Source organism: Sphingobacteriales bacterium (genome assembly GCA_016700115.1).
Lineage (GTDB): Bacteria > Bacteroidota > Bacteroidia > Chitinophagales > UBA2359 > UBA2359.
The window spans coordinates 3087226-3111323 of record CP064999.1 but is presented as its reverse complement, the minus strand read 5'-3'; the positions used below and the strand labels follow the sequence as shown (position 1 = coordinate 3111323).

Sequence of the window (24098 nt, the reverse complement as noted above, 5' to 3'; positions counted from 1 at the left end):
AACGGATTGACTTTAAAGCCTGACTTTACAAACACTTACAAGATTTGATGTAAAAGACAAAAAATTAAACAGCATGAACATACAAAAATTTTTATTTACACTCTTTGCTTGTTTTGCTTTATTAACTATTGCCCAGGCAAAAGAAAACATAGGAGTTAACCCATCATCTCCTCAACCAAGTAGCGGAAAAAACGAAGCCGCTGATTGCAACGCTTCAACAGCGCAAGTAGATTTGAACGTTAACAATGTCAGAGCAAGATTGCTGACAGGTGGTGATTTATGGTGGGATCCGGTTGGAGGTAACCCCCATTATGAAGTTCCTCGTGTACCGGCCGGTTCTGACCAACAATCCATTCATTCCATCTTTTCAGGTGCTCTTTGGATTGGTGGTATAGACCAATTAGGGCAGCTCAAAGTTTCGGCACAAACTTATCGTCAAAGTGGTAATGACTTTTGGCCGGGACCTTTGGATGCTAACGGACAAATTGAGCAAGAAGTATGTAATCAATTTGACCGTTTCTGGCAGGTTAGAGGCACAGATATTGATGACTTTTTAGCCCGACTTGAAGTCGCCGGAGGAACTTTACCTCCCGGTCAGGTTCCTGAAAATATCTTACAATGGCCGGGAAAAAACAATCCTTATTTTACCTCTTTTAATTTGCCTCCCAACAAAGACCTGGCTCCTTTCTTTGACAATGATGATGACGAAGTATATGATCCTACAAAAGGTGACTACCCAGTAATTGATCCGACTTGTGGAGGAGTTTATGGAGATCAGATGATTTGGTGGATTTTTAACGACCGGGGAAACATTCACACCGAAACCGGTGGGGAAGCTATCGGGTTGGAAGTAAACGCCATTGCCTTTGCTTTTGCAACAAACGACGAAGTCAACAACATGACTTTCTACAAGTACATTATTGAAAACAAATCCACTCAACCTGTTGATAGTGTGTTCTTTGGACAATGGGTTGATCCTGATTTAGGACAATATAATGATGACTTTGTGGGTTGTGTTCCTACAGAAGGATTAGGAATTTGTTACAATGGAGATGCAATTGACGAAGGATATTACGGTTCTTCGCCTCCAATGGTAGGAGTTGACTTTTTCAGAGGCCCTAAAAAACTGATAGGTGTTGACTCAGAAGGCAACCCCGAATATCAGGAATTGGGAATGACTTCTTTCCTTTACTATAATAACGACTTCTCAATCGGCGGAAACCCAGAAAATGCTTCCCATTTTTATGGATATTTAGCAGGTGTTTGGAAAGACGGCACCCCATTTACTTATGGTGGAAACGGATATGGTGGTACAACACCCTACCCATTCATGTTTCCTAGCGAACCTTCTGATAACAGTGAAAATGCATGGTCTGAGTGTTCTGCAAATAACACTCCATTCGACCGTCGTTTTCTCCAATCCTCAGGTCCGTTCCAGTTAACTCCGGGTGCAATAAACGATGTAATTATAGGTGCTGTTTGGGTTCGTGACGGATTACAATACCCCTGTCCTTCATTTGAACCCATTGTCAGAGCAGATAAAAAAGCGCAGGCATTGTTTGACAACTGTTTTAAACTACAAGATGGACCTGATGCTCCAAATATTTTGATCCGGGAATTAGATCAGGAACTGATTATTTCTCTTTGGAATGACACCCTGATTTCAAACAATGCATTTGAAAGTTATGCAGAGCCTGATATCGTTTTAGCCAATCAGGGATTCCCCGATTCAATGTATTTTTTCCAGGGATATAAATTATACCAGTTAAAATCTCCCACTATTTCTCCAGCAGAGTATAATGATCCGGATAAAGCCCGGCTTGTTGCTCAGGTTGATATTAAAGATGGGGTAACAAAACTGATTAACTGGTCAATTGATGGTACTGTAGGCGCATTAGTTCCAGAATTAAAAGTTGAAGGAGTTGATAATGGTATCATCAATTCATTTAGAATTATTGACGATCAGTTTGCAACAGGAAGTAAGAGAATGGTAAATAATTCCAAGTATTATTTCTCCGCTATTTCTTATGCGTATAACGCACACGAACCTTACGACCCCGCTTCCCCATCTCCGACTGCACAATTATTGCCTTACCTTGAAGGAAGGAACAATATTAAAGTTTATACTGCTATTCCTCACATTCCAACTCCCCAACAAAACGGGGTAGTTTTGAACAGTAGTTTTGGAGACGGCCCTCCGATTACCAGAATTCTCGGTTCAGGAAATGGTGGACAATTCCTTGACCTAAGTACAGAAAGCATTAATGGTATTCTAGCAAATGGTTCGTTAGATGAAGTAACATACCTCGGTGGTTATGGACCTTTAGATATTAAAGTTTTTGATCCATTCAATATACCCGAAGCCGATTTCCGTTTAACAATGGAAGATGTTACTTTCCCATCATATCAGATGCCCAATGCAGGTACTTTAACGTTAGACAACAATGATGAAGTGTTTCTTTACGGAGCAAGTGGAAACCCGGGAGTTACTTCGTTTTTGTATGATTTGACGGACAAAGATGGGAATACAGATAAGGGTGTAGTAGTTATTACTATCGGAGCTCCTGAGTTTACTGAAATTTATGCTTTTGACAATACTGCAATTTTAGCGAGATCTGTCAGTACTTCAGTCAACATTCCCGTATTTAACAATGATTTTGCACCATCCGGCGCATCTCTAATATTAGACGAAGTTTTTACCCCGGAACATGGAAGTGTAACATTCGATACCAATACCGGAGTAATTAATTATGTGCCGGATGCCGAATTTATTGGCTTAGAAAAATTCAGCTACGAAGTTTCTGCGGAGGGATACCCTGCTAAGCGTGCAGACGTTTATGTCAATGTTTATGACTCTGAAGTGTTACCGGCAAATGCCCTGAATGCACAAGACGATTTGGTCAGTGTTGAAGCAGGAACCAGTACCGTGATAGATGTATTGTCAAACGATACCGGAAATGATTTACGTGGCACCTTGATTTCACCAAAAACCCGATGGACATTACAAAATCTGACCTCAGGTCAGGTTTATCAATCTGAGCAGGATATATCCGGCGGATATACACAAGCTATTGGTGGATGGCAGGCGCAATCATTAGGTTTTTCAGTTTCAGTTCAACAACAACCAATACCTAATAACAAAACCAGTGCTGTTTTAGGTGCCAGCCTGACTTTTGCAGATGTTCAGCAAAGTTGGCTATCATTGGTAACCGACGATGAAGGCTCATCACCATTTAACTGGATTCGCTCAGGAACCGACGAAAGTTCTACCAATTCAGAAAACAATGATAACAAAAATTCAGCAGGCGAATTTCACGATCCTAACCAACTATATGAAGCAATTCTTGATGCAAGAGTAGCGCCCTATTGTTTAACAAACAATAATTTTACATCTGCTTCAACTTTTAAACCATTATCTCCTGCATGTTCTGATTGTTTTGGCGATTCTTCATCCGACCCGATGCTAACCTTAGATAATATGCACAGTATTGACTTAGTTTTTACCTCCAACAAAGCGCTATGGACACAATGCGTGGTAGTAGAAATGAGTAAAGATGCTGCTATTGCACAAGGTAAGTCTCCAAAAAACAGTTTGAGAGCTCATCCTTCCTGGAATTCCAATGATACTTATTCCAGCCCGCTTACAGCTACCAGTCTAACTCCGGGAAACGAATATTTTATAGCCGGAACTACCGCCGCAGGGATTTCCTATGTAAATTCTTCCGGAACAACCGTTATAAAAAACGCCAATACTTTTTTCCGTGCAAGTGATATCACCGCAGCCACTTCATTCACTGCAATTAATGGAGCACTTTTGTACGCCTCATCAGATGTTGGTCGTTCCTGGTTCCCGGGTTATGCCATCAATCTTGAAACGGGAGAAAGGTTAAACATCATTTTTAGTGAAAATTCATTTTTCAGCAGTGAAAATGGGTCCGATTTAAAATGGAATCCAACCAATACATTAATTTCACCGCAAATTTCTACCAGTCGTTTGCGTGTAGGTGGAGAACATTTTGTTTATGTGATGTCAACGCCCTATGATGGAGGTGCTGCATATCAGGAAATGTTGGTAGATGCGGTAATTGATAACGATATCACCAAAAAAAGAGCCGTATATCACGATGCCATGTGGGTTACTTTGCCTTATGTAACACCCGGTTTTACGCTTAAATCTGCATCTGATGGTTTTATCCCGACAGAAGTTACTATGAAAGTCAGAGTTGCCCGTCCTTTTGTTCAATCAGTGGAAGACAATCCCAAATTACAATACGAGTTTAGTTTCCGCGATTTGGCAGCTAAAAAGCAACAAACAGAAGTAGCAAAAAAAGCAGTTGATTTGATTAAAGTGGTGCCCAATCCATACTATGCTTTTTCACTTTATGAAACTACTCAATTAGATAACCGTGTTAGAATTACGAATCTTCCATCTAAGGCAAATATCACTGTGTTTTCATTAGATGGCACTTTAATCCGAACAATTAAAGTTGATAACAGTGGTCCTGGAATAGACACTGCTTTAGGCGGCGAATCCGGAAAAGAGCAAATTAACTCGGTAGATTGGGATATGAAAAACCAAAAAGGCATACCGATTGCCAGTGGAATTTACCTGATACATGTTGCTGCTCCGGACCTTGGTGAAGAAGTAACCTTAAAATTCTTCTGTATTGCAAGGCCTGTTGACCTGGATATATTCTAAAATGTTTCACAAAGGACAGCGGTTTTTCATGCCGCTGTCCTTTTAATAACTTTTATTTTTAGCTTTGAAAATTAAAATTGTATGAAAAAAGTCCTTACCTTATTTATAATATTTGCGCTCTGTTTTATTACTCAATCCCATATTTTTGCCGGAAACAAAGACCGGGCAGGTCAGGCAGGTGCGACTGAACTGTTGATTAATCCATGGGCACAAAGTACAGGTCTCCACGGCATGAACAGCTCTTTGGTAAAAGGAGCAGAAGCAATGCGCAATAATGTTGCCGGATTGTCATTTATCAATAAAACACAACTCGTATTTGCTAATACCATGTGGTTACAAGGTAGCGGTGTAAATATCAATGCGATTGGATTTGCACAACGCATCGGAGAAAGCAATGTATTGGGTGTCAATGTTTTTTCAATGGGTTTTGGAGAAATACCGGTTACTTTGGTTTCAGCTCCTGAAGGCAACTCAGGTGCAACTTTCCGTCCCCAGTTATTAAATCTCGGAATCGCGTATGCGCGTGCTTTTTCAAACAGTATTCACGTAGGGTTTCAATTAAATTTAATCAACCATTCTATTGCCGATGCTTCTTCGACCGGCGCAGCTTTTGATATGGGAATTCAATATGTAACCGGACCTGATGATAATATACATTTTGGAATCTCATTGAGAAATGTCGGTACTCCGATGCGCTTCGCAGGAGATGGCTTAGCAACTAAATTAGAATCGCCACAAGGATATACCTTTACAGTTAATCAACGAGCAGAAAGATACGAGTTGCCCTCTGCTTTAAACATAGGTGCGGGATATGATATTATTATGGGTGAATCACATCGTATCACCGTAATGGGCAATTTTACCTCTAATTCTTTTTCGCGCGATCATATAGGTGGTGGGCTTGAGTATGCGTTTAAAGAATTATTCATGATCAGAGGCGGCTATAGATATGAAGACGGGATCTCAAAAACATTGGATTTTGAACAGCGTGCTACAGCATTTACCGGATTAAGTGCCGGAGTTAGTGCAGAAGTTCCGTTTAAAAAAGGCGGTGAATCGGGTTTAGGAGTTGACTACTCATATCGTACAACCAATCCTTTCAATGGAACTCATACTATAGGCGTTCGTATTGAACTGTAATTTAAATAGGTTTTGAACAATTTCAGCAATTAGGCTGTTATTGACAGATATTACTTTATGAAGAAACGTTTCTTAAATGGAACGTTTCTTCTTTTTTTTAACCGCCGGTTATTGTTACGTTTGAAGTTAGACAGCCATAAATCATGCACTCTAACACATCGTTAAATAAAATCGGTTAAGTTTTTCTAACGCCATTTTCTGCTCTCCTCTTCTGAGTTCGGTTGAGAGAGAGTTTTTGTTTTTTTATATTGAATTGAACTATTTTAATCACCAAATCATGGAAATCAAATATTATACACCTGAAGGGTTGGAGAATTTGAAAAAGGAATTACAAACTCTAAAAACAACAGGCCGCTCTGAAATGTCTAAACAAATTGCTGAAGCCAGAGAGAAAGGCGACTTGTCGGAAAATGCAGAATACGATGCTGCTAAAGAAGCACAAGGAATGTTGGAACGAAAAATAGCTCAATTAGAAGCTGAATTAGCAGTTGCCAGAATTTTAGACGAAAGTAAATTAGATATCTCTAAAGTAGCAATTCTGTCTAAGGTTAAGCTAAAAAACCTTTCCCTTAATAAAATAATGGAGTATATGCTTGTAACGGAAGTTGAAGCAGATGTTAAATCAGGTAAAATCTCAGTAAATACACCAATTGCCAAAGGGCTGCTCGGCAAATCAGTAGGAGAAGTCGTTGAGGTTAATGTTCCTTCCGGTACACTGAAGTTCGAAATCCTGGAAATATCGAGATAGTAAGATTAAATTTCCCGGACAGTAAAGGGCTACTTGCTACAAATTGCATGTAGCCTTTTTTATTTAGTTTAATCAATAGTATTATACTATGCCTAAGTACAAAGCTGATTCAATATGTATTTGTACTTATTTGGTTAAATAAATGCTTCTAAAATCTAAAAATTCAAAAACAATGTATAATTTCAAACCCTGTTTTTCGCTTTAACAACAATTAATTGTACATTTTTTTTATCCAACATAAAACTTTGAAATATGCTGTTGCAAAATCGCTATGAATACAATCCTTTAACCGATGCTCTTGCAGATGGAAGTGCTGCGAAAGTATATGTGGCTTACGATAATGTTGCTGAAACACCGGTGATAATTAAATTTTATCATGCTGTTTCTGTTGAACATCATACTTTTCAAAACAACATGGAAAGGATAAAACAATTAAATCATCCTAATCTGGTTCAGCTATTCGATTATTTTGTGTTAGAAACCATTAATCATCTCGGACAAAGTACACAAGTTAAAGTTGGGGTTTGGGAATATGTTCCTGGAAATACAGTGGAGTTGCCGTTAAGCAATGAACAAACCGAATCAACCTTGCGCTCAACTATTAAAGGTTTAGAATATTTATACCAAAACGGCTGTGCACATTTAGATCTTGAATCTGATAATATTCTTATCACATCAGATGGTCAGGTCAAATTAAATAATTATGAAATCACCAATACTGATCCTGAAAATGAACCCAATATTAAAAAAGATCTGAAGGGTATTGGTGAAGTGCTTCATTTATATTGTACCGGCAAACCACCGAAAAATAATTTTCCAAAATCAATTGAAACCGGAATACGGGAAGTGTATGCTGTAATCATCCGAAAATGCTTGAAAAATGAAGCCAACTCCGTTTCAGAAATATTGGATTCTTTAGACAACTATGAAAGAAACAAACGCTTTGAGGAAGTATTGCCTCTTCAAACAAAACAAGCACAGAGCAGATATACTTTTGAAATGACTGAAGATATTCTTCAAGATACCAATCATTCATACTTAATCAGCGCCTATGATAATTTACTAGATAAACCGGTAACTCTTGAAATCTTTAAAGAGGATCCAAATCGAACTTTACTTCAACAAATTAACCAAAGCCAGTATTCTTATCTTTTCAAAATTGAATTGCCCGATGAAGCCGAAGGCTCTAAAACTGCTTTGGCAGGAATCGTTTCAAAATCTTCTGCAGAGTCTGATGACAACCATTTGATTGCCTTACTTTCACAGGAAGAGCCTGTTTCAAATGTTTCCGGAGATACAGCTACCTTAGAAGCAAATTCAGCACATGAGACTGAAGATAAACATCAAGCAACAGAAAATTTGGATGATAACTTAACGGATGTTGAAGCAGATTCTCAACTATCGGATAATAAAACAACTGATTCAAACAAAGAAAATAACAGCATTTTTGTCATAGAGGTCAAAGATTATATTCAAGCCCCCCATGCTTCAAATAACGAAACAGAAGAACTTGAACAAAACGAAATAAGTATAATTTTGCCACCTGACGATGTAAATGAGCTGAGCGAAGTTGCTATAAGCAATGATGAAAACGCAATTCAGAATGCCATTCATGTTGAAATTGGTCAGCATGAGTTAATGCCGGACGGGGAACTTGATGAAAGTCATTTCAATACTGAAGTTATTGTGAAAAAAGCCATAGAGCAAGTGAATGCTGATTTAGGAAAAGAGATTCATGAAATACAAGAATGGCAAAAAATGATTGATGAAAAAACAGGTGAAAACACAAATAACTCCAACGAACAAACAGAGATTACCGGAAACTTTGCCCCAACCGGACTTATAAAAATAGAAGCACTTTCACAATTGCGGGAAGATTTAGATAATGCGAACGAAAACGAGGACAGTGTTGAAAAGGACCGATATATAGACATTGCCATTAATACTCTTAAGAATAATAAGGAAACAGAAGAAACAGATACCACTGATACTCAACATTTTGAAAATGAAGCTATGGAGCAGGTTAGAAAAGATCTGGAAAAATTGCTTTCGGAAAACGATAAGGACGAAACCAATAAAGAAGTTTAACCAAACATTTTATAACATTGTCATCATATTAGCCGGTAGTCATTTATTGAATACCGGCTTTTTTTAAATTTCAAGCAAACCTGTAAATCAGTTTGATTTCAATTTAATCCTTAACCCGTTTGCACTTTTTTTGTATTTTTACCCATTCTCTTTAATCAAAAAAATAAAACTGATTAAACATTTTATATCAGCTAAAAAGTACAGGGTTGAATTTTCTTTAAAAGAATCTACCCTGTTTTCATTGAATAAAACTAATATTTTATGAAGCGTTTTATCCAAATCTTTACGTTTTTCATCCTTATTACAAGTTTAACCTCTTCTTGCAAACAAAGCAAAACGGTCCAAAAAACCAAAGACGACGGGATTATTGAAGTTGTTTTTTTGCACCTAAACGACTTATATGAAATAACACCTTTGGAGGGCGGGAAAACGGGAGGTTTGGCCAGAGTGGCTACTGTCAGAAAAAACCTGTTAAAAAACAACCCAAATACTTTTACAATTCTTGCCGGAGATTTTCTAAGCCCCTCTTTAATCGGAACAGTAAAATATGAAGGAGAACGGATTAAAGGACGTCACATGGTAGATATGCTCAACAACTTAGGATTAGATTGGGTTACTTTTGGCAATCATGAGTTTGACATTAATGAACATGAACTTCAAAGCCGGTTAAATGAATCCAAATTCGGGTGGGTTTCTTCTAATGTTTGGCATAAACGGGGAGATTACACTATGCCTTTTGCAAAAGTTAGTAATGGAACCGAAGAGCGGTTTCCTGAGACTGTAGTGTTAGAGGTGAAAGATGCTGATGGAACTTCTGCCAAAGTAGGCTTATTGGGAGTTACTTTACCATATACAAAGACCGATTATGTTGAGTATTCAGATGTGTTTGAATCGGCAGAAAAAGCAGTCAAAGAACTTAAAAGCAAATCGGATATTATAGTTGCGCTGACACATTTAGATGTGGATGATGATAAAAAACTGGCTGCCCATTTACCCGATATTAAATTGTTAATGGGAGGACATGACCACGACAATATGTATTATAAAGTCGGCGAGAGCATAGTGGCAAAAGCAGATGCAAATGTAAAAACAGTTTATGTACACCGGTTGATTATCAACAAAAACACTAATAAAACTAACATCATTTCCAACCTTGTACCAATAAACGATAAGATTACGGATGACCCTGATATGGTTGAAACTGCTCAGAAATGGAATGATATTGCCAATAGCAGTTTTTCACAAATGGGATTTAACATGAGTGAAGTGCTGATTCATATAGATCCTGCCAATCCCTGGGATGGAAGAGAGAGTACCGTCAGGCACAAACCCAGCAATCTTGGGCAATTGATAGCAAAATCTATGAAGGCCGCATATCCCTATGCTGAATGTGCTTTGCTTAACAGTGGGTCAATTCGGGTTGACGATCAATTGAGTGGGGACATTACTCAATTCGACATTTTGCGTACTCTGCCATTTGGAGGTTATACTGTTGGCGTAGAGATGAAAGGCAGTCTTTTGGATAAAGTTTTACAAGCAGGTTTAAAAAATAAAACAAAAGGTGGTTATCTGCAATGGGCAGATATTATACCCGATGCCAATAATCAGTTTTTTGTCAGCAACCAACCTATTAATCCCGACAAGGTTTATTTTGTTGTTTTGCCTGATTTTCTGCTTACCGGTGTTGAAACTAACCTACAATTTTTGAAACCCGATAATCCCGAAATTATTAAGATACATAAACCCGATCCGAATGACAAAACTGATTTCAGAAATGATATCAGACAGGTTGTTATGGAATATATCAAAAAATTGTAGAAACTAGATTTAAATTTTTTTGACTTATCTTTGGATAAATTCTTTGAAAAGAAATGACCACAGTCAGACAATTTTTAAGTGCTGAAGAAATCAGCAGGCTTCGCAAGAAATCAAATCTGAAAGCAATTTTTGAAATTCTCCATACGTGGGGTTGGATTGCTTTTGCTTTCACTTTGGCCGGTTTGTTTCCAAATATCTTTACAATTATCATTGCGTTATTTATTTTGGGCGGAAAGCAATTAGCCTGCGCTATCATTATGCACGATGCCTCGCATTATGCGTTGTTTAAATCAAAAAAGTTAAACGAATGGGTAGGAAACTGGTTGGGTGCTTATCCTATTTTTCATAATGTTTCCCAGTATCGCCCATATCATTTACAGCATCATATAAACACCGGATCAGAAAGAGACCCTGATCTGAACCTTACTAATGGTTACCCAACCACTAAAGCCAGCATGGTCAGAAAATTTTTGCGGGATTTATCAGGAATTACCGGTCTAAAAGGATATATCGGTGTGTTTGCTATGCACTTGGGTTTATTACAATACAACCTGGGTGGTGAAGTGATCAAAACACCCAAAGAGCAGAGAACGTTAAAGCATATAGCTGCAAATGCCTATAAAAATCTGACCTATCCTTTCCTATCTCAGGCGGTACTTTTTTTAGTTTTCTGGTTGGTGGGCTCGCCTTGGTTATATTTGCTTTGGATTGGGGCATTGCTTACGACCAATAATTTTTGTTTGCGGGTCAGGTCAATGGCAGAACATAGTATGGTGCCCGACCGAACGCAGGAACTTACTAACACCCGGACTACTTATGCCAACTGGTTAGAGCGTATGTTGTTTGCTCCACACTATGTCAACTTTCATGTTGAACATCATTTACTGATGAACGCTCCTCCTTACAATTACCCGCTCATGCACAAGTTGTTAAAAGAACGCGGATATTATAAACAAGGGGGACTTTTGGAAAATGGGTACTGGAAAATTATGAAAATGGCAGTCCTTACTAATTCCTCTGACATTTTATGAACAAGGGGAAATTACCCAACCTACCTGCTGAAAATTGGCATTTACTCGATATTGAAGAAGTTTTAACCCGTCTTAAAACAGAAAAAACAGGGTTGGACAGAGAAAAAGCTGCTCAACGGTTTATTCAATACGGGGCGAATGAGTTAAAGATAAAAGGGCAAAGCAATACCTTTTCTATCTTAATCAGGCAGTTTACCGATTTTATGATATTGGTACTGTTTGGTGCTGCTGTAATATCCGGAATAATCGGTGATATAACAGATACCTTGATCATTCTGGCTATTATTATACTGAATGCAGCGATTGGATTTTTTCAGGAATATAAAGCAGGGCAAGCCATGAACGCTTTAAAAAAAATGGCTGCTCCCAATGCTAATATTCTATGTAACGGGCAAATAAACACAATATCTGCTTCAGACTTAGTGCCCGGCGACCTGGTTTTGCTTGAAGCCGGAAATATAGTACCCGCAGATTTGCGGCTGATTGAAACTGTAATGCTTAAAGTTGATGAATCTACTTTAACCGGCGAATCTGTTTCCGTAGAAAAACATACACTCCCCATCGTTGAAGCAATCATAAATACCGCCGATTTTTTAAACATGGCATTTAAAGGAACCGTTGTAACAACCGGTACCGGTTTGGGGGTAGTAACCGCAACAGGAATGAATACGGAGTTTGGCAAAATTGCCCGGATGCTGCAAACCGATACTGTTAAAACTCCTTTACAAAAAAGATTAGCCCTTTTCAGCCGCCGCTTAGCCTTTGCGTTCTTCATAATATGCGGTATAGTTTTTTTTACCGGTATCTTTAAAGGTGAAAAGCCGGTGCTGATGTTACTGACTGCCATTTCATTAGCGGTAGCTGCTATTCCTGAAGCATTACCGGCTATGGTAACTATTTCGCTTTCGCTTGGCGCAAAACGAATGGCTAAAAACAATGCCCTGATTCGTAAATTGCCGGCAGTTGAAACGCTTGGCTCTGTTACCTATATCTGTACTGATAAAACCGGAACTTTGACCTTTAACAAAATGTCGGTTAAATCAGGTTTGATAGGTGCCAAGCAATATACAGATCAAGACTTAGAGTGTGTTAAAAATCTGCCTGATGCTAAAATGTTGTTGATTGCAGCGGCTCTCAATAATGATGTGTCCAAAAACGAAGCTAAAGAGATTATTGGAGACCCTACAGAAATTGCCCTATTTGACTTTGCTCAAACCAACGGTTATTTTAAAAATGAGTTGCTCAAGTCCTATCCTGAAATTCTGCATTTTCCATTTGAGGCCGTTCGTAAATGTATGACCACCATACACCGATTACCGGATAACGAAGGGTTCATTTCATTTACCAAAGGTGCAGTAGATGTTTTACTGGATTTTTCAACAAATCTGAATGCTGAAGAAAAAGCAGCAAAGGAAGAATCTGTAAACCAACTATCATCCAATGGATATCGGGTAATTGGTTTTTCAATGAAAACAATGAAGGAATTACCCCAAAATCCCGTTGTCGAAACCTTTGAACAAGACACTACTTTTTTAGGAGCATTGGGTATGATTGATCCAATTCGACCCGAAGCTGCCAAAGCCATTGAGATTTGTAATAAAGCAGGTATTAAAACTGTCATGATAACAGGAGATCATCCTGCAACAGCAAGGTATATCGCAAAAAAATTGGGCATTTTACAATCTAAAAATGATTTGATATTGACCGGTGCAGAATTGCTTTCTTTGCCCGACGAAGAATTATCTGCAAAAGCAGAACAGGTAAGGGTTTATGCCCGGGTAAATCCGGAACAGAAATACAATATTATCCAACTTTTGCAAAGCAAGGGACAAGTAGTTGCTATGACCGGAGATGGGGTCAATGATGCTCCGGCACTAAAAAATGCTGATATTGGTGTAGCAATGGCAATTACCGGTTCAGATGTATCAAAAGAAGCTGCAAATATGATTTTGCTGGATGATAATTTTGCGACCATTGTCAGGGCGGTAAAGGAAGGGCGAAGAATATACGACAATATCCGAAAGTTTGTCAAGTTTATTATGTCGGGCAATTCCGCCGAAATTTTCACCATTCTAATTGCCCCTTTGTTGGGACTTCCTATTCCATTGTTACCCATCCATATTCTTTGGATCAATCTGGTAACGGACGGTTTGCCAAGTTTAGCCTTAGCTGCGGAAACATCAGAAGACGACGTAATGAACCGAAAACCCAAAAAGGTTCAGGAAGGATTTTTTGCTGATGGGGTTGGATTGCAAATTGTTATCAACGGGTTGTTTATTGGCATCGTTACGTTGGGGATTCAATACTGGTCAGTTTACCTGCAAAATCCCAATTGGCAAACTTTGGTTTTCACCACATTATGTTTTTGTCAGTTAGCTTTAGCCTTAGCCATCCGGTCAAACCGAAAATCTTTATTCAGTAAATCTTTGTTTTCTAATAAATTCCTGCTTTTTACTATATTGGCAACCGTACTTATTCAATTATGCCTGATTTATATACCTTTCTTAAATTCAGTTTTTAAAACTGCCCCTCTTACTTTGATTGAATTGTCTGTTGCTTTTGGTGCCGGAATGTTGGTGATTTTCATGGTTGAAACCGGAAAACTTATAGATAGATTTCGCTATAAACATCCTGAATTTAAGCGATGAAGCAATATGCACATAAAACAAACACTACAAACTTTTAAGGTTTATGTAACCTTTCAGTTTGTAGTGTTTGTGGGGCAAAACTCAATGATTTATTATTGGTTTATTCCTAAGTAAACAGGGAAACCAACAACTTGAAAAACTTATTTTGAGTTTTCTTCTTTTTCTATTTCAAGAATAATCTTGTTTACCAGTAATTCAAGTCGCTGCATTGCTTTTTCATTCTTAATGATGTAATCATAAGCGCCATTGCGAATAGATTCCAATGCAGTTTCCATATCTTCCTGACCTGACATCATCACAACTCTGGCTTGCGGGCGTTGTTCGACAATTTGATTAAGAATGTCTGTGCCGCTTAATGCATCTTCTTTAATGGCATTTAGAAAATAGTCCAGGACAATAATATCGGGCTCTTCGTCTAGGCGGTCTAAGCAGTTTTCACCATAGGCGAATACATTGACCGTAATATTATGTCCAATTCGTTTTTCGAGGTGGTTTTTGAGCATGATGAGCGTTTTTATGTCATCGTCCACCAAAAAGATTTTAAAATTTCTTGCCATGATGTATAGTTTTTAAAAGTGATTTACAAGGGGAGTTAATCTTTTTATTCTGTTGAGTTTGTTTTAGTTTTTAGCGCTGTAAGTTCTTCTTTCAGTTCCTGACATGCAAGTAAGCAAATATTTTTCACCTCTGCAATCATATTTTTGGTCAATTCGGGGTTTTCTTTTTTTTCGGCGTTGACCTGGATTTTATTGACTACTTCTTTCAGTCCGTTTAGTCCCATATAAGCTACGGTTGATTTGAACTTATGTGCCACAGCTTTGAGTCGTTCCCAATTTTCTTCCTGAAAATATTTCTCCATTTGCTCTACTTCATCGGGTGTTTCACGAAGCATAATTTCCAGCATCTTAATCTTTAAATCTTCATCACCACCAATTGATTCGTCAAGATAATCGAGATTGGTTACATGTTTGTAAATCTCGACTTTTTCGCTCTTTTTGTCAGGTTCTGTATCTGCTTTTGAGTTATTAGTTTCCATTTTTAAAGCTCCGGAATCCTTGGAAGTCATACGGGCAATTTTTTGATATAGTTGTTTGGGGTCAAATGGCTTGCTGATATAGTCATTCATTCCTGAAGTAATGGTTTTCTCAGCTTCCCCGGTTGTGGCATAAGCCGTCATTGCCAAAATCGGCAGATTGGTTTTTCCTAAAGTTTTCCTGATATACTGAGTGGCTTCGTATCCGTTCATTTTTGGCATTTGCACATCCATCAACACCAGATCATAGCGGTGTTTCTTGACTTTTTTAACCCCTTCTTCACCGTTTTCGGCAATATCAATGGTGATATCTTTCCCCCATTTTTTAATGGTGTCAATGGTAACTACGCGATTTAGTTCGTTATCTTCCACAATTAAAAGCCTCAATTTGCCTAAAGGCTTCACCGCCATTTCACTGAGGGTATGTTTATGGTTGGGTAAAATGGTATTGTTAGCTTTTACAAATTTTAAGACGACCAGAAACGTAGTGCCTTCAAAAATTTTACTTTTAACTGAAATGGTGCCTCCCTGCATTTCGATTAGTTTTTTGGTAATGGCTAATCCAAGCCCGGTTCCTCCATAAAGACGGGTAGCACTTCTGTTTACCTGTGAAAAACTGTCAAAAATATTATCCAATTTGTCGGAGGCTATCCCAATTCCGGTGTCGGTAACGGCAAATGCAATGGTGGCTGCCTGTTTATCGTCTGTAAACATTCGAACATCTAACTGAACATGGCCTTTTTCGGTAAACTTCACCGAATTAGAAACCAAATTCATCAATATTTGCCTCAATCTGGTAGGATCACCTATCAAAATATCGGGTATATGTTCGTCAATATTGATGATCAGGTCGAGATTTTTTTCTTTTACCTTATATTTAAACGTGTCAGCAATATTGTTAATCACTTCACGAAGGCTGAACTCTATTTCTTCCAACTGCAGTTTGCCTGCTTCTATTTTAGAAAAATCCAGAATATCGTTAATCAATACCAACAGGTGTTCTGATGCGCTATGGATTCCATTGACATATCGTTTTTGCTCAGTAGAAAGCTGGGTATCCTGTAACAAATGGGTCATTCCCATCACGGCATTCATCGGTGTGCGGATTTCATGGCTCATATTGGCTAAGAACTGGGCTTTCATGGCCGTTGAGCGTTCTGCCAATGCCTTTGCCCGAACCAATTCGTCTGTTCTTTTTCGTTGGGTGATGTCGCGAATTATCCCCTGATAGCCGATTATTTCCATTTGCGCATTGCGCCTTGTGGTTGAACTCAACAGACAATCTATTTCTGTTCCGTCTTTTTTGACCAATATCACCTCATAATTGCTGACAGATCCATGTTCCTGCATTGCGTTTCTGAACTTTTCCCTTTCCTGCGGATTGGCGTAAAGTTTTAATGCGCTCATGCCTAACATTTCTTCCCGCGAATAGCCGAAAAGTTCCAAAGCTGCCGGATTAACTTCGAGCAACTCCCCTTTTAAGCCCGAAATATAGATGGCATCGCGCGATTCTTCAAAGAGTTTTTGGTAAAGAAGTTCACTTTGAATCAATTCCTGCTCCACGCGTTTGTCGTTGGTCAGGTCGCTGAACACAATTACCATGGCATCTATGCCTTGATGAGGGATAAATTTGCGGCGAACTCTTGCGGGAAATCTTGTTCCGTTTTGTTTGACGCATATTGTTTCAAACCAATCTTTATCGGTTTGTTCCGCCTGATGGAGTGCTTCTTTTTGGTGTTCGGGGGCAACAAGGTCTAAGATTCTGATTTTTTCCAACTGGCGATGCTCAATTCCGAATAAATGATAAAAGGCATCGTTGACCAAAACTATCTGATTTTCCTTATACAATACGATACCCTCGAAAGACGCTTTTGAAAGTTGCGAAAACATCAACTGCCGTTCTAAAGCCTGTTTTTCTACCTCTATCATTTGCAGATATAAGGCCTCGTTCTCCTGTTTTAACAGGCGATATTCCTCTTTTAAATATTCTAACTCGGCAGCAAGTGGGGTTAGCATAAAATTAGTCGGGTGGTAGTGTGGTGGTTTATTTTTAAGTTACAGGTAATTTTCCATAAATTTAGAAAATTACTGTTTAACAACTCTGCAAAGTACCCTGCAATATGCAAACTTTTACCGGATTACAGATACAATGTTTCTAAAAAAAAACGGTAGGTGCGCAAGCCTTTTTCTATCCAATCTTTTCGATCCAGGTTGGTTGTGCGAACGGATAATTTACAAAATCCATTTTTTTTAATCAGCCCGGCAAAATCATTTGCTGAAACCTTTTTGGCGGCAATGTAATTGTCCGGCTCAAATTCATGTCTCCAGGGGGTTTCGTCCACACAAACATAAACGGTTTCTAAGTTATTTTGTATTTGTTCGTAGCGAAGAATAAGGATGTTCATAAAATGTTGAAACGCTTTACCACAAATCAACAAAGTAAAACTCAACTCATTTCCCCACCAAAACATGACCCGATAGGCAAATATAGAATCGCGGGAAAAAAGGCGGGGGAAATCCAATACGATATAGGGCAAATGCAGGTAGTTTTCGCCTTTTGAAATTTTAGCGGACTGGCAATCGGTTCCGGGAGGGAATTTAAAGGATTGGTGTTCGGGTAAATGTCTGATGGATTCAGCCAACTCATTAAAAAGCTCCATAATTTTGCCTGTTGCGCTGCGTTTTAGGTAAAAAAATGCTTTGTTTTGCAGCACATCCAACTCGTCTTTTGAAAATAGTTCTTGAAATTCATGATCCATCTTTAGAAATCAAGTGTTGTTTGACAGGAAATTTTAAAATCAGGAAGCCATCAAAAAAGGAATATCCATTGATTTTCCGGCCAGATTTTCGTCTATCTTTAATTTAGCAATCAGATGAGAATAAATCCGGAACCGGTTTTTTTAATACAGAGACAACCAAAGGTAATGAAAAAAATTGACCTGCTTTTGATAAGATCCTTCATTGGTCCGTTTGTTGTTACCTTTTTTATTGCGCTGTTTGTGCTCATCATGCAGTTTTTGTGGAAGTATATTGACGATATGGTCGGCAAAGGGCTTGAGACCATGATCATAGCCGAGTTGATTTTTTATGCTTCTGCGACCGTTGTTCCCTTAGCGCTGCCAATTGCGGTGCTTTTGTCGTCTATCATGACGCTTGGCGGATTGGGAGAACATTACGAGTTGGTTGCCCTGAAATCTTCCGGAATTTCGTTGAGGCGTTTTATGACATCTCTGATTATTATTTCCTTTATTTTGGCAGGAAGCGGTTATTTGTTTTCAAATTATATTTTACCTCGTGCCAACCTGAAGTTTGCCGCTATGCTTTATTCGGTTACTCGTCAGCGGCCGGCTTTAAATATTAAAGAAGGGGTTTTTTATGACGGGATCCCGGGTTATGTGATCCGGATTGGGCGAAAAGACCCGGGCGCTAAAACTGTTTACGACATTAAAATTCACGACCATTCGGACGACCGGGGGAACATCAATGTTTTGCTTGCTGAAGAAGGGGAAATGTACACGGTAGAGGGCGGTAAATATTTGATATTTAATCTGAAAAATGGAGCAAGATATGAAGAACCCCGACCAACTGCCGGCCGGAAACCCGAACAACAAGAGTTTATCCGAATGCAGTTTGATAATTATGAAATGGTGATGGATCTCTCCAATTTTAATTTTGAGAAAACGGATGAAAACCTTTTTAAAAACAACCATCGAATGTTGAGCGCAAAACAACTGATGGCTATGGCGGATTCTATTGAGGCCGGAAATGATATCAGAAACAAGGCAATGATTAAAAACATGCGCATTTATTTTTCTTTTGTTTCTGACTCGGTTTTCAATTTTTCACCTCCTGCAAAAGGAAATATCCAGGTTCAAAAATTAAATAAAGACACTTCCGGTCAATCCTTAAAACAAGACCCAAAAAAGAATCTAAAAATTGACAGCCTCAGAAAAAAATATGAAGCCGAGTTAAAAGTTCTGAAAAAGAATGCCGCATCGCAGGAGGTTAAAAAAGAAAATCAAAAGGAATTGTTGCCCCCTGATACTGCTGCAATGGCCGAAGCCGGTTTGCTGACCCTGCAAGAACCTCCAGACACCACAGCACCTACGCGGTTTTTATCCTCACTCCGGCTGCCTGTGAGCAAACAGGTTGCGCTGATTCAGCAAACATTGGTGAATGTCCGAAATCTTAAAACATTTACCAACAGCGAAACCCGTTATTTTCAAAACGACCGAAAAAAAATCGTGCGCTTTAAAATTGAGTTCCATACCCGCATTGTATTGGCGCTTTCCTGTATCGCCTTGTTTTTGCTTGGCGCTTCGATTGGAGCAATTATCCGCAAAGGAGGATTCGGGATGCCGATGGTGATGGGAATTCTCTTTTTTATTCTTTTTTATATTCTTTTGACTACCGGAAAAAAACTGACCGAAGAAATGGTGCTTACCCCTTTTTGGGGAATGTGGCTTTGTATTTTTTTCTTTTTCCCGATGGGATTATTCCTTTTATATAAAGCCAACAACGACTCGCAGTTGTTTGAAACCGAAACTTATAAAATGAAAATTCAGCGGTGGGTTACTAAAATTTCCAAACGTTTTAACGGGGAATAGAAATCCTGAAGAAGTTTGCAACTACTCAGGTTGGGTAAAAAAAGACAGGGTATTTTTCGGATGATGCCTGTTTACCCTTGCGGCTTAACTCCGTCCGGTTATTCCGTTTTATAAAATGTCTAAGTTTTGAAAAACCTTGTTGGTTTTTTGAGGGGCGGTGTTTGTTAATCATCAATATGGCTGCTTTTTCTTTAAACTTGGTTGGTTTTCCTTCATATCTGCCCGCTTTTTCTTCAAACTTATAAGGTTTCGACATCTGTAAGCAGCACCCACCCACAACCCCGCCCGCACTCCACACAAACCTATAAGGTTTTATTCCAAACCTAATAGGTTTCGCAGCTTATAATTTTCACCAATCTCCCCACCTTTACCCTCGTGCAATCAACATTTGAACCGGTGCAATCAAATTTTACTCTCGTGCAATCAAGTTTCACCCTCGTGCAATCAACATTTGCTCTCGTGCAATTAATATTTGCTAACGTGCTGAGCGGGTTTGCTCTCGTGCAATATCAGTTTGCTAAAGTGCTGAGTAGGTTCGACCTCATGCGACAACAGTTTGCAAAAGTGCGTAGCAGGTTCGCAACATTACTTAGCACATTTGACCTCGTGCAACTAAATTTTACCCTCGTGCAACTATCATTTGCCGGCAAATCTATATCGCACGGCAATATTTTTACTAATCACGTTAGCAAATTGGTTTTGCACGGTTATAAATTGGGTTAGTTTGATTATCAATGCTTTTGCCTCGATAGTCAATTGCAATTGCACGCAATGCTATTTTATAGTTTTCATAGCAAATCAAACCCGCACGTTAACAAATCTGAACCGCGATTTGATAAATCATTATCGCACTACAATATTTTTGTATAAAATAGCGTCTAAAGTGAAGGAAGTTTGAAAGGATATACTATTTTTGTAAAACTATGGGGATATAAAGACATTCACCTGCCAAAAAACAACAACAGATTTAAACCAAACCGATTAGATTTCCCGCTAAAACACCCTTGATATGGATCAGATAGCCCGGAAATTCAACATTTCTTACGACAACTGCCTTCAGTATGCTGGGGATATGCGCAATTTGTTTGTCGCCGACGTTGCCGACTTTACCGCATTTGATGCCGGTTTAGACACCGCTTTTTCAGACGACTGGTTGGACGACATTGAAGCCGCAGAAGCCATTTTGAGCGACGAATCCCTTGTGGACGTGCAAACAGGGCTGACCCAGACGGTCGAAACAGCGATGAGAAAATGCCGCGAATGTTTTCAGGAGGTGAAATATTTTGCCCTCAAGGCGTTCCCCGCCAAAGCCGATGCCCCGAAGCTGCACGAATTGGGTTTCGACAACTACGACAATGTCCGCGCCAGCCAGACTTTGACGTTGCAGTTTATGCGCGATTTGTTCATCACTGCCACCAAATATGCCGCGCAGTTGGATGCGGTAAACTTTGATGCCGCCAAATTGGCCAATATCAACAGCCTTGCCAATGCCCTTGACAGCGCCAATCAGATACAAAACAATTTTATCAAAAGCCGCCCCGTCGCTACTTCCGAGCGCATCACCGCCTACAACAAAATCTGGGATTCCGTAACCCTTGTTGCCCGCGCCGCCAAAATTATTTACCGCAACAACCCAGTTAAATACAACCAATATCTGCTCCCCGCCACCCACGAATCCGATGCGGCCTTGTCGCTCAAAGGCAAGGTCATCAACACCGCAACCTCCGAGCCGGTCGAAAACGCCGCGATAAGTGTCCTGGGATTGGACATTACCGTCAGTACCGACAGCAACGGAAGGTACGGAATTGGACTGATTGAGGAAGGTAGCTACGACCTCACCAGCTACGCAGCCGGCTTCGAAACGGTCAATATTACCAACGTCCCCGTCAACGAAGGCATCTCCACCGTTCAAAACTTCAACCTTACCGAAACTTAGCGCGGATGTAGCATCTAAAAAGCCGGCACAATTCTGGTGAAGCAGCACATATTGCTACACAGAATTTTTTATACCTCCATCCCCATAAATCAGATGGACAGGAGTTGTAGTTTTGGTAAAAACGAGGGGGTATGATTAGAAACAAGCCCGGTTTGGGAACGAATATCTACCGGGGCGCTTCGATGCCTTTCAGAATTTGCTCAATCACCTTGTCGGTGCTGATGCCTTCCATTTCTTTTTCGGGGCTTAAAATGAGCCGGTGTCTCAACACAGGTTTACACAAAAACTGAATGTCTTCGGGGGTTACAAAATCGCGTCCCTGCATGGCGGCATAAGCCTTTGCCCCATTCATAATGGCGAGAGAGGCACGGGGAGAACCTCCGAGGTACAAATCCCTGCTGTTTCGGGTAGCGTGAATGATGCCCACAATATAGTGCAGCAATTTTTCGTCAATCAACACCTGTTTCACTAATTTCCGGTATTCCAGCAATTGTGGAACTGAAACAACGGCGTTGATATCTGCAAACCGAAGGTCGTTCTGACGTTGGTGATCATTAGACAAAATCAACACCTCTTCTTCAAAATTCGGGTAACCCACTTCGATTTTAAACAAAAACCTATCCAACTGGGCTTCGGGTAACCGGTAAGTACCTTCATGTTCAATCGGATTTTGCGTTGCCAGAACAATAAACGGCGGCATCATTTTATATTGTTGCCCGTCAATGGTAATTTGCCGCTCTCCCATCACCTCAAACAAAGATGATTGTGTTTTTGCCGGTGCGCGGTTGATTTCGTCAATCAGTATGATATTGGCAAATACCGGCCCTTTGTTAAAGTCAAATTCCGAAGTTTTGAAATTATACACCGAAGTCCCCAACACATCGGAAGGCATTAGGTCGGGGGTAAACTGTATTCTCGAAAACTGAGTGCTGACGGTTTTTGCGAGCAGTTTTGCCGTCAATGTTTTGGCGATGCCGGGCACCCCTTCAATCAGGACATGGCCGTCAGACAATAAGGCCACAATAAGCAATTCGACAAAATCGTGTTGTCCGACAATTATTTTACCTATCTGCTCTTTTACCTCATTTACCATTCGATTCACACCACTGAGGTCTATCCGGTTTTCGAAGGTATAATCATCGTAGAGGGGCATAAATAAAAATGTGTTTTTGAATATTGAAAAAAGATTTCAGAGTTTGAAGGGTTACTGTGGTTCAGGTTTTTTGTCGAGCGAAAGGCTTTAATTGTCAGAATTCAGCAGTTTATCCATTACGTTTAAAGACAAACGGGAGAAAAATATTCTGAAAAAAGGATTACAACCAACCCTGGGCGCGCATCCACTCGTCGTTATAAAGCTTCGCAACATATCGGCTGCCATGGTCGTGAAAAACAATGACCACCATATCGTCATCTTTGAGTAAATGTCGCATCTGAACCACACCCATCAGGGCAGAACCGGCCGAATAGCCCGCAAAAATTCCTTCCTCCTTTGCAATTCTTCTCGCCATGATTGCCCCGTCTTTGTCGGTAACTTTTTCAAAATGGTCAATCACTTTCATGTCGTAATTGGCAGGCACAAAATCTTCGCCAAACCCTTCCGAGATATAGGGATACACTTCGTTGTAATCAATTTCTCCGGTTTCGTAATACTTTTTTAGCAAAGAACCATAAGTATCAATAGCCCAAACCTTAATGTCCGGGTTTTGCTCTTTCAAAAACATGGCCGTCCCGGTAACAGTGCCCCCTGTTCCGGCGGCAACAGCAAAATGGGTGATTTTACCCTCGGTTTGTTTCCAGATTTCAGGACCGGTGCTTTCGTAATGTGCAAGCCGGTTTGCGAGATTGTCATATTGATTGGTATGAACAGAATTGGGGATTTCCTTACTCAGCCTGCTTGCAACGGAATAGTAAGACTTGGGGTCATCCGGCTCCACATTTGTCGGGCAAACAATCACCTCGGCACCAACCGCCCTTAAAATGTCCACCTTTTCTTTCGATTGTTTATCGGTGGTGGTAAATATACATTTATACCCTTTAACAATGGCCGCAATGGCTAAACCCATACCGGTATTTCCCGAAGTACATTCGATGATGGTGCCGCCCGGTTGAATCTTGCCTTCGCTTTCGGCAACCTCCAGCATTTTCAAAGCCATCCTGTCTTTCACCGAATTTCCGGGATTGACCGTCTCTATTTTAGCCAGTACCGTCGCCTTAATGCCAAAAGATTGCGGGATTCGGTTTAGTTTTACTAATGGCGTGTTCCCTATGGTTTCTAAAATGTTGTTGTAATACATAAAGCCTTCTTTTTGTGCAAAGATAATAAAAACCGTTAAAATGCTTTGATAGAAGC

At 39.7% G+C, this 24098-nt stretch carries 14 protein-coding genes; 9 read left to right on the top strand and 5 right to left on the bottom strand.

Annotated elements, in window-relative coordinates; genetic code table 11:
• Positions 1 to 73 precede the first annotated feature (73 nt).
• The 7 genes from IPM47_11205 to IPM47_11175 all read left to right on the top strand — a co-directional run bounded on the left by IPM47_11205 (position 74) and on the right by IPM47_11175 (position 14172).
• Positions 74 to 4699 carry a hypothetical protein gene (locus tag IPM47_11205; protein ID QQS27477.1) on the top strand — a complete coding sequence of 1542 codons (4626 nt, stop codon included), beginning with the start codon at positions 74 to 76 and terminating at the stop codon, positions 4697 to 4699.
• Positions 4700 to 4780: 81 nt separating this feature from the next.
• Positions 4781 to 5839 (top strand): PorV/PorQ family protein, encoded by a 1059-nt coding sequence (locus IPM47_11200; GenBank protein ID QQS27476.1) that lies wholly within the window; start codon positions 4781 to 4783, stop codon positions 5837 to 5839.
• 274 nt (positions 5840 to 6113) lie between these two features.
• Positions 6114 to 6587, top strand: a complete 474-nt coding sequence (greA, locus tag IPM47_11195) for a transcription elongation factor GreA (protein ID QQS31445.1) — start codon at positions 6114 to 6116, stop codon at positions 6585 to 6587.
• 252 nt (positions 6588 to 6839) lie between these two features.
• A complete protein-coding gene (locus IPM47_11190; protein ID QQS27475.1) occupies positions 6840 to 8675 on the top strand; it encodes a protein kinase in 1836 nt (611 codons plus the stop codon).
• A 261-nt stretch (positions 8676 to 8936) separates the two neighbouring features.
• The gene (locus IPM47_11185; GenBank protein ID QQS27474.1) at positions 8937 to 10493 is read left to right on the top strand and encodes a bifunctional metallophosphatase/5'-nucleotidase; all 1557 of its coding nucleotides are present in this window, start codon (positions 8937 to 8939) and stop codon (positions 10491 to 10493) included.
• A gap of 53 nt (positions 10494 to 10546) precedes the next feature.
• On the top strand, positions 10547 to 11524 hold the full coding sequence (locus IPM47_11180) for a fatty acid desaturase family protein (protein QQS27473.1): 978 nt from the start codon (positions 10547 to 10549) through the stop codon (positions 11522 to 11524).
• The gene (locus IPM47_11175; GenBank protein QQS27472.1) at positions 11521 to 14172 is read left to right on the top strand and encodes a cation-translocating P-type ATPase; all 2652 of its coding nucleotides are present in this window, start codon (positions 11521 to 11523) and stop codon (positions 14170 to 14172) included. The genes IPM47_11180 and IPM47_11175 overlap by 4 nt, the downstream gene beginning before the upstream one ends.
• Positions 14173 to 14312: 140 nt before the next feature.
• Here IPM47_11175 and IPM47_11170 read toward each other — a convergent pair whose 3' ends face one another.
• The 3 genes from IPM47_11170 to IPM47_11160 form a co-directional block, all read right to left on the bottom strand.
• Positions 14313 to 14729, bottom strand: a complete 417-nt coding sequence (locus tag IPM47_11170) for a response regulator (GenBank protein ID QQS27471.1) — start codon at positions 14727 to 14729, stop codon at positions 14313 to 14315.
• Positions 14730 to 14773: 44 nt separating this feature from the next.
• Entirely contained in the window at positions 14774 to 17221 is a 2448-nt protein-coding gene (locus IPM47_11165; protein ID QQS27470.1) for a PAS domain S-box protein, read from the bottom strand.
• 122 nt (positions 17222 to 17343) lie between these two features.
• Entirely contained in the window at positions 17344 to 17964 is a 621-nt protein-coding gene (locus tag IPM47_11160) for a hypothetical protein (protein ID QQS27469.1), read from the bottom strand.
• A gap of 165 nt (positions 17965 to 18129) precedes the next feature.
• Here IPM47_11160 and IPM47_11155 point away from each other — a divergent pair, with 165 nt between their 5' ends.
• Both IPM47_11155 and IPM47_11150 read left to right on the top strand, forming a co-directional pair.
• Positions 18130 to 19812, top strand: a complete 1683-nt coding sequence (locus IPM47_11155) for an LptF/LptG family permease (GenBank protein QQS27468.1) — start codon at positions 18130 to 18132, stop codon at positions 19810 to 19812.
• Between the two features lie 1009 nt (positions 19813 to 20821).
• Positions 20822 to 21748, top strand: coding sequence for a carboxypeptidase regulatory-like domain-containing protein (locus tag IPM47_11150; GenBank protein ID QQS27467.1), 927 nt, complete (start codon positions 20822 to 20824; stop codon positions 21746 to 21748).
• Between the two features lie 166 nt (positions 21749 to 21914).
• Here the strand turns inward: IPM47_11150 and IPM47_11145 are convergent, their stop codons facing one another.
• Positions 21915 to 22901 carry a MoxR family ATPase gene (locus tag IPM47_11145; protein ID QQS27466.1) on the bottom strand — a complete coding sequence of 329 codons (987 nt, stop codon included), beginning with the start codon at positions 22899 to 22901 and terminating at the stop codon, positions 21915 to 21917.
• A gap of 160 nt (positions 22902 to 23061) precedes the next feature.
• The gene (locus IPM47_11140; GenBank protein QQS27465.1) at positions 23062 to 24042 is read right to left on the bottom strand and encodes a pyridoxal-phosphate dependent enzyme; all 981 of its coding nucleotides are present in this window, start codon (positions 24040 to 24042) and stop codon (positions 23062 to 23064) included.
• Positions 24043 to 24098 lie beyond the last annotated feature (56 nt).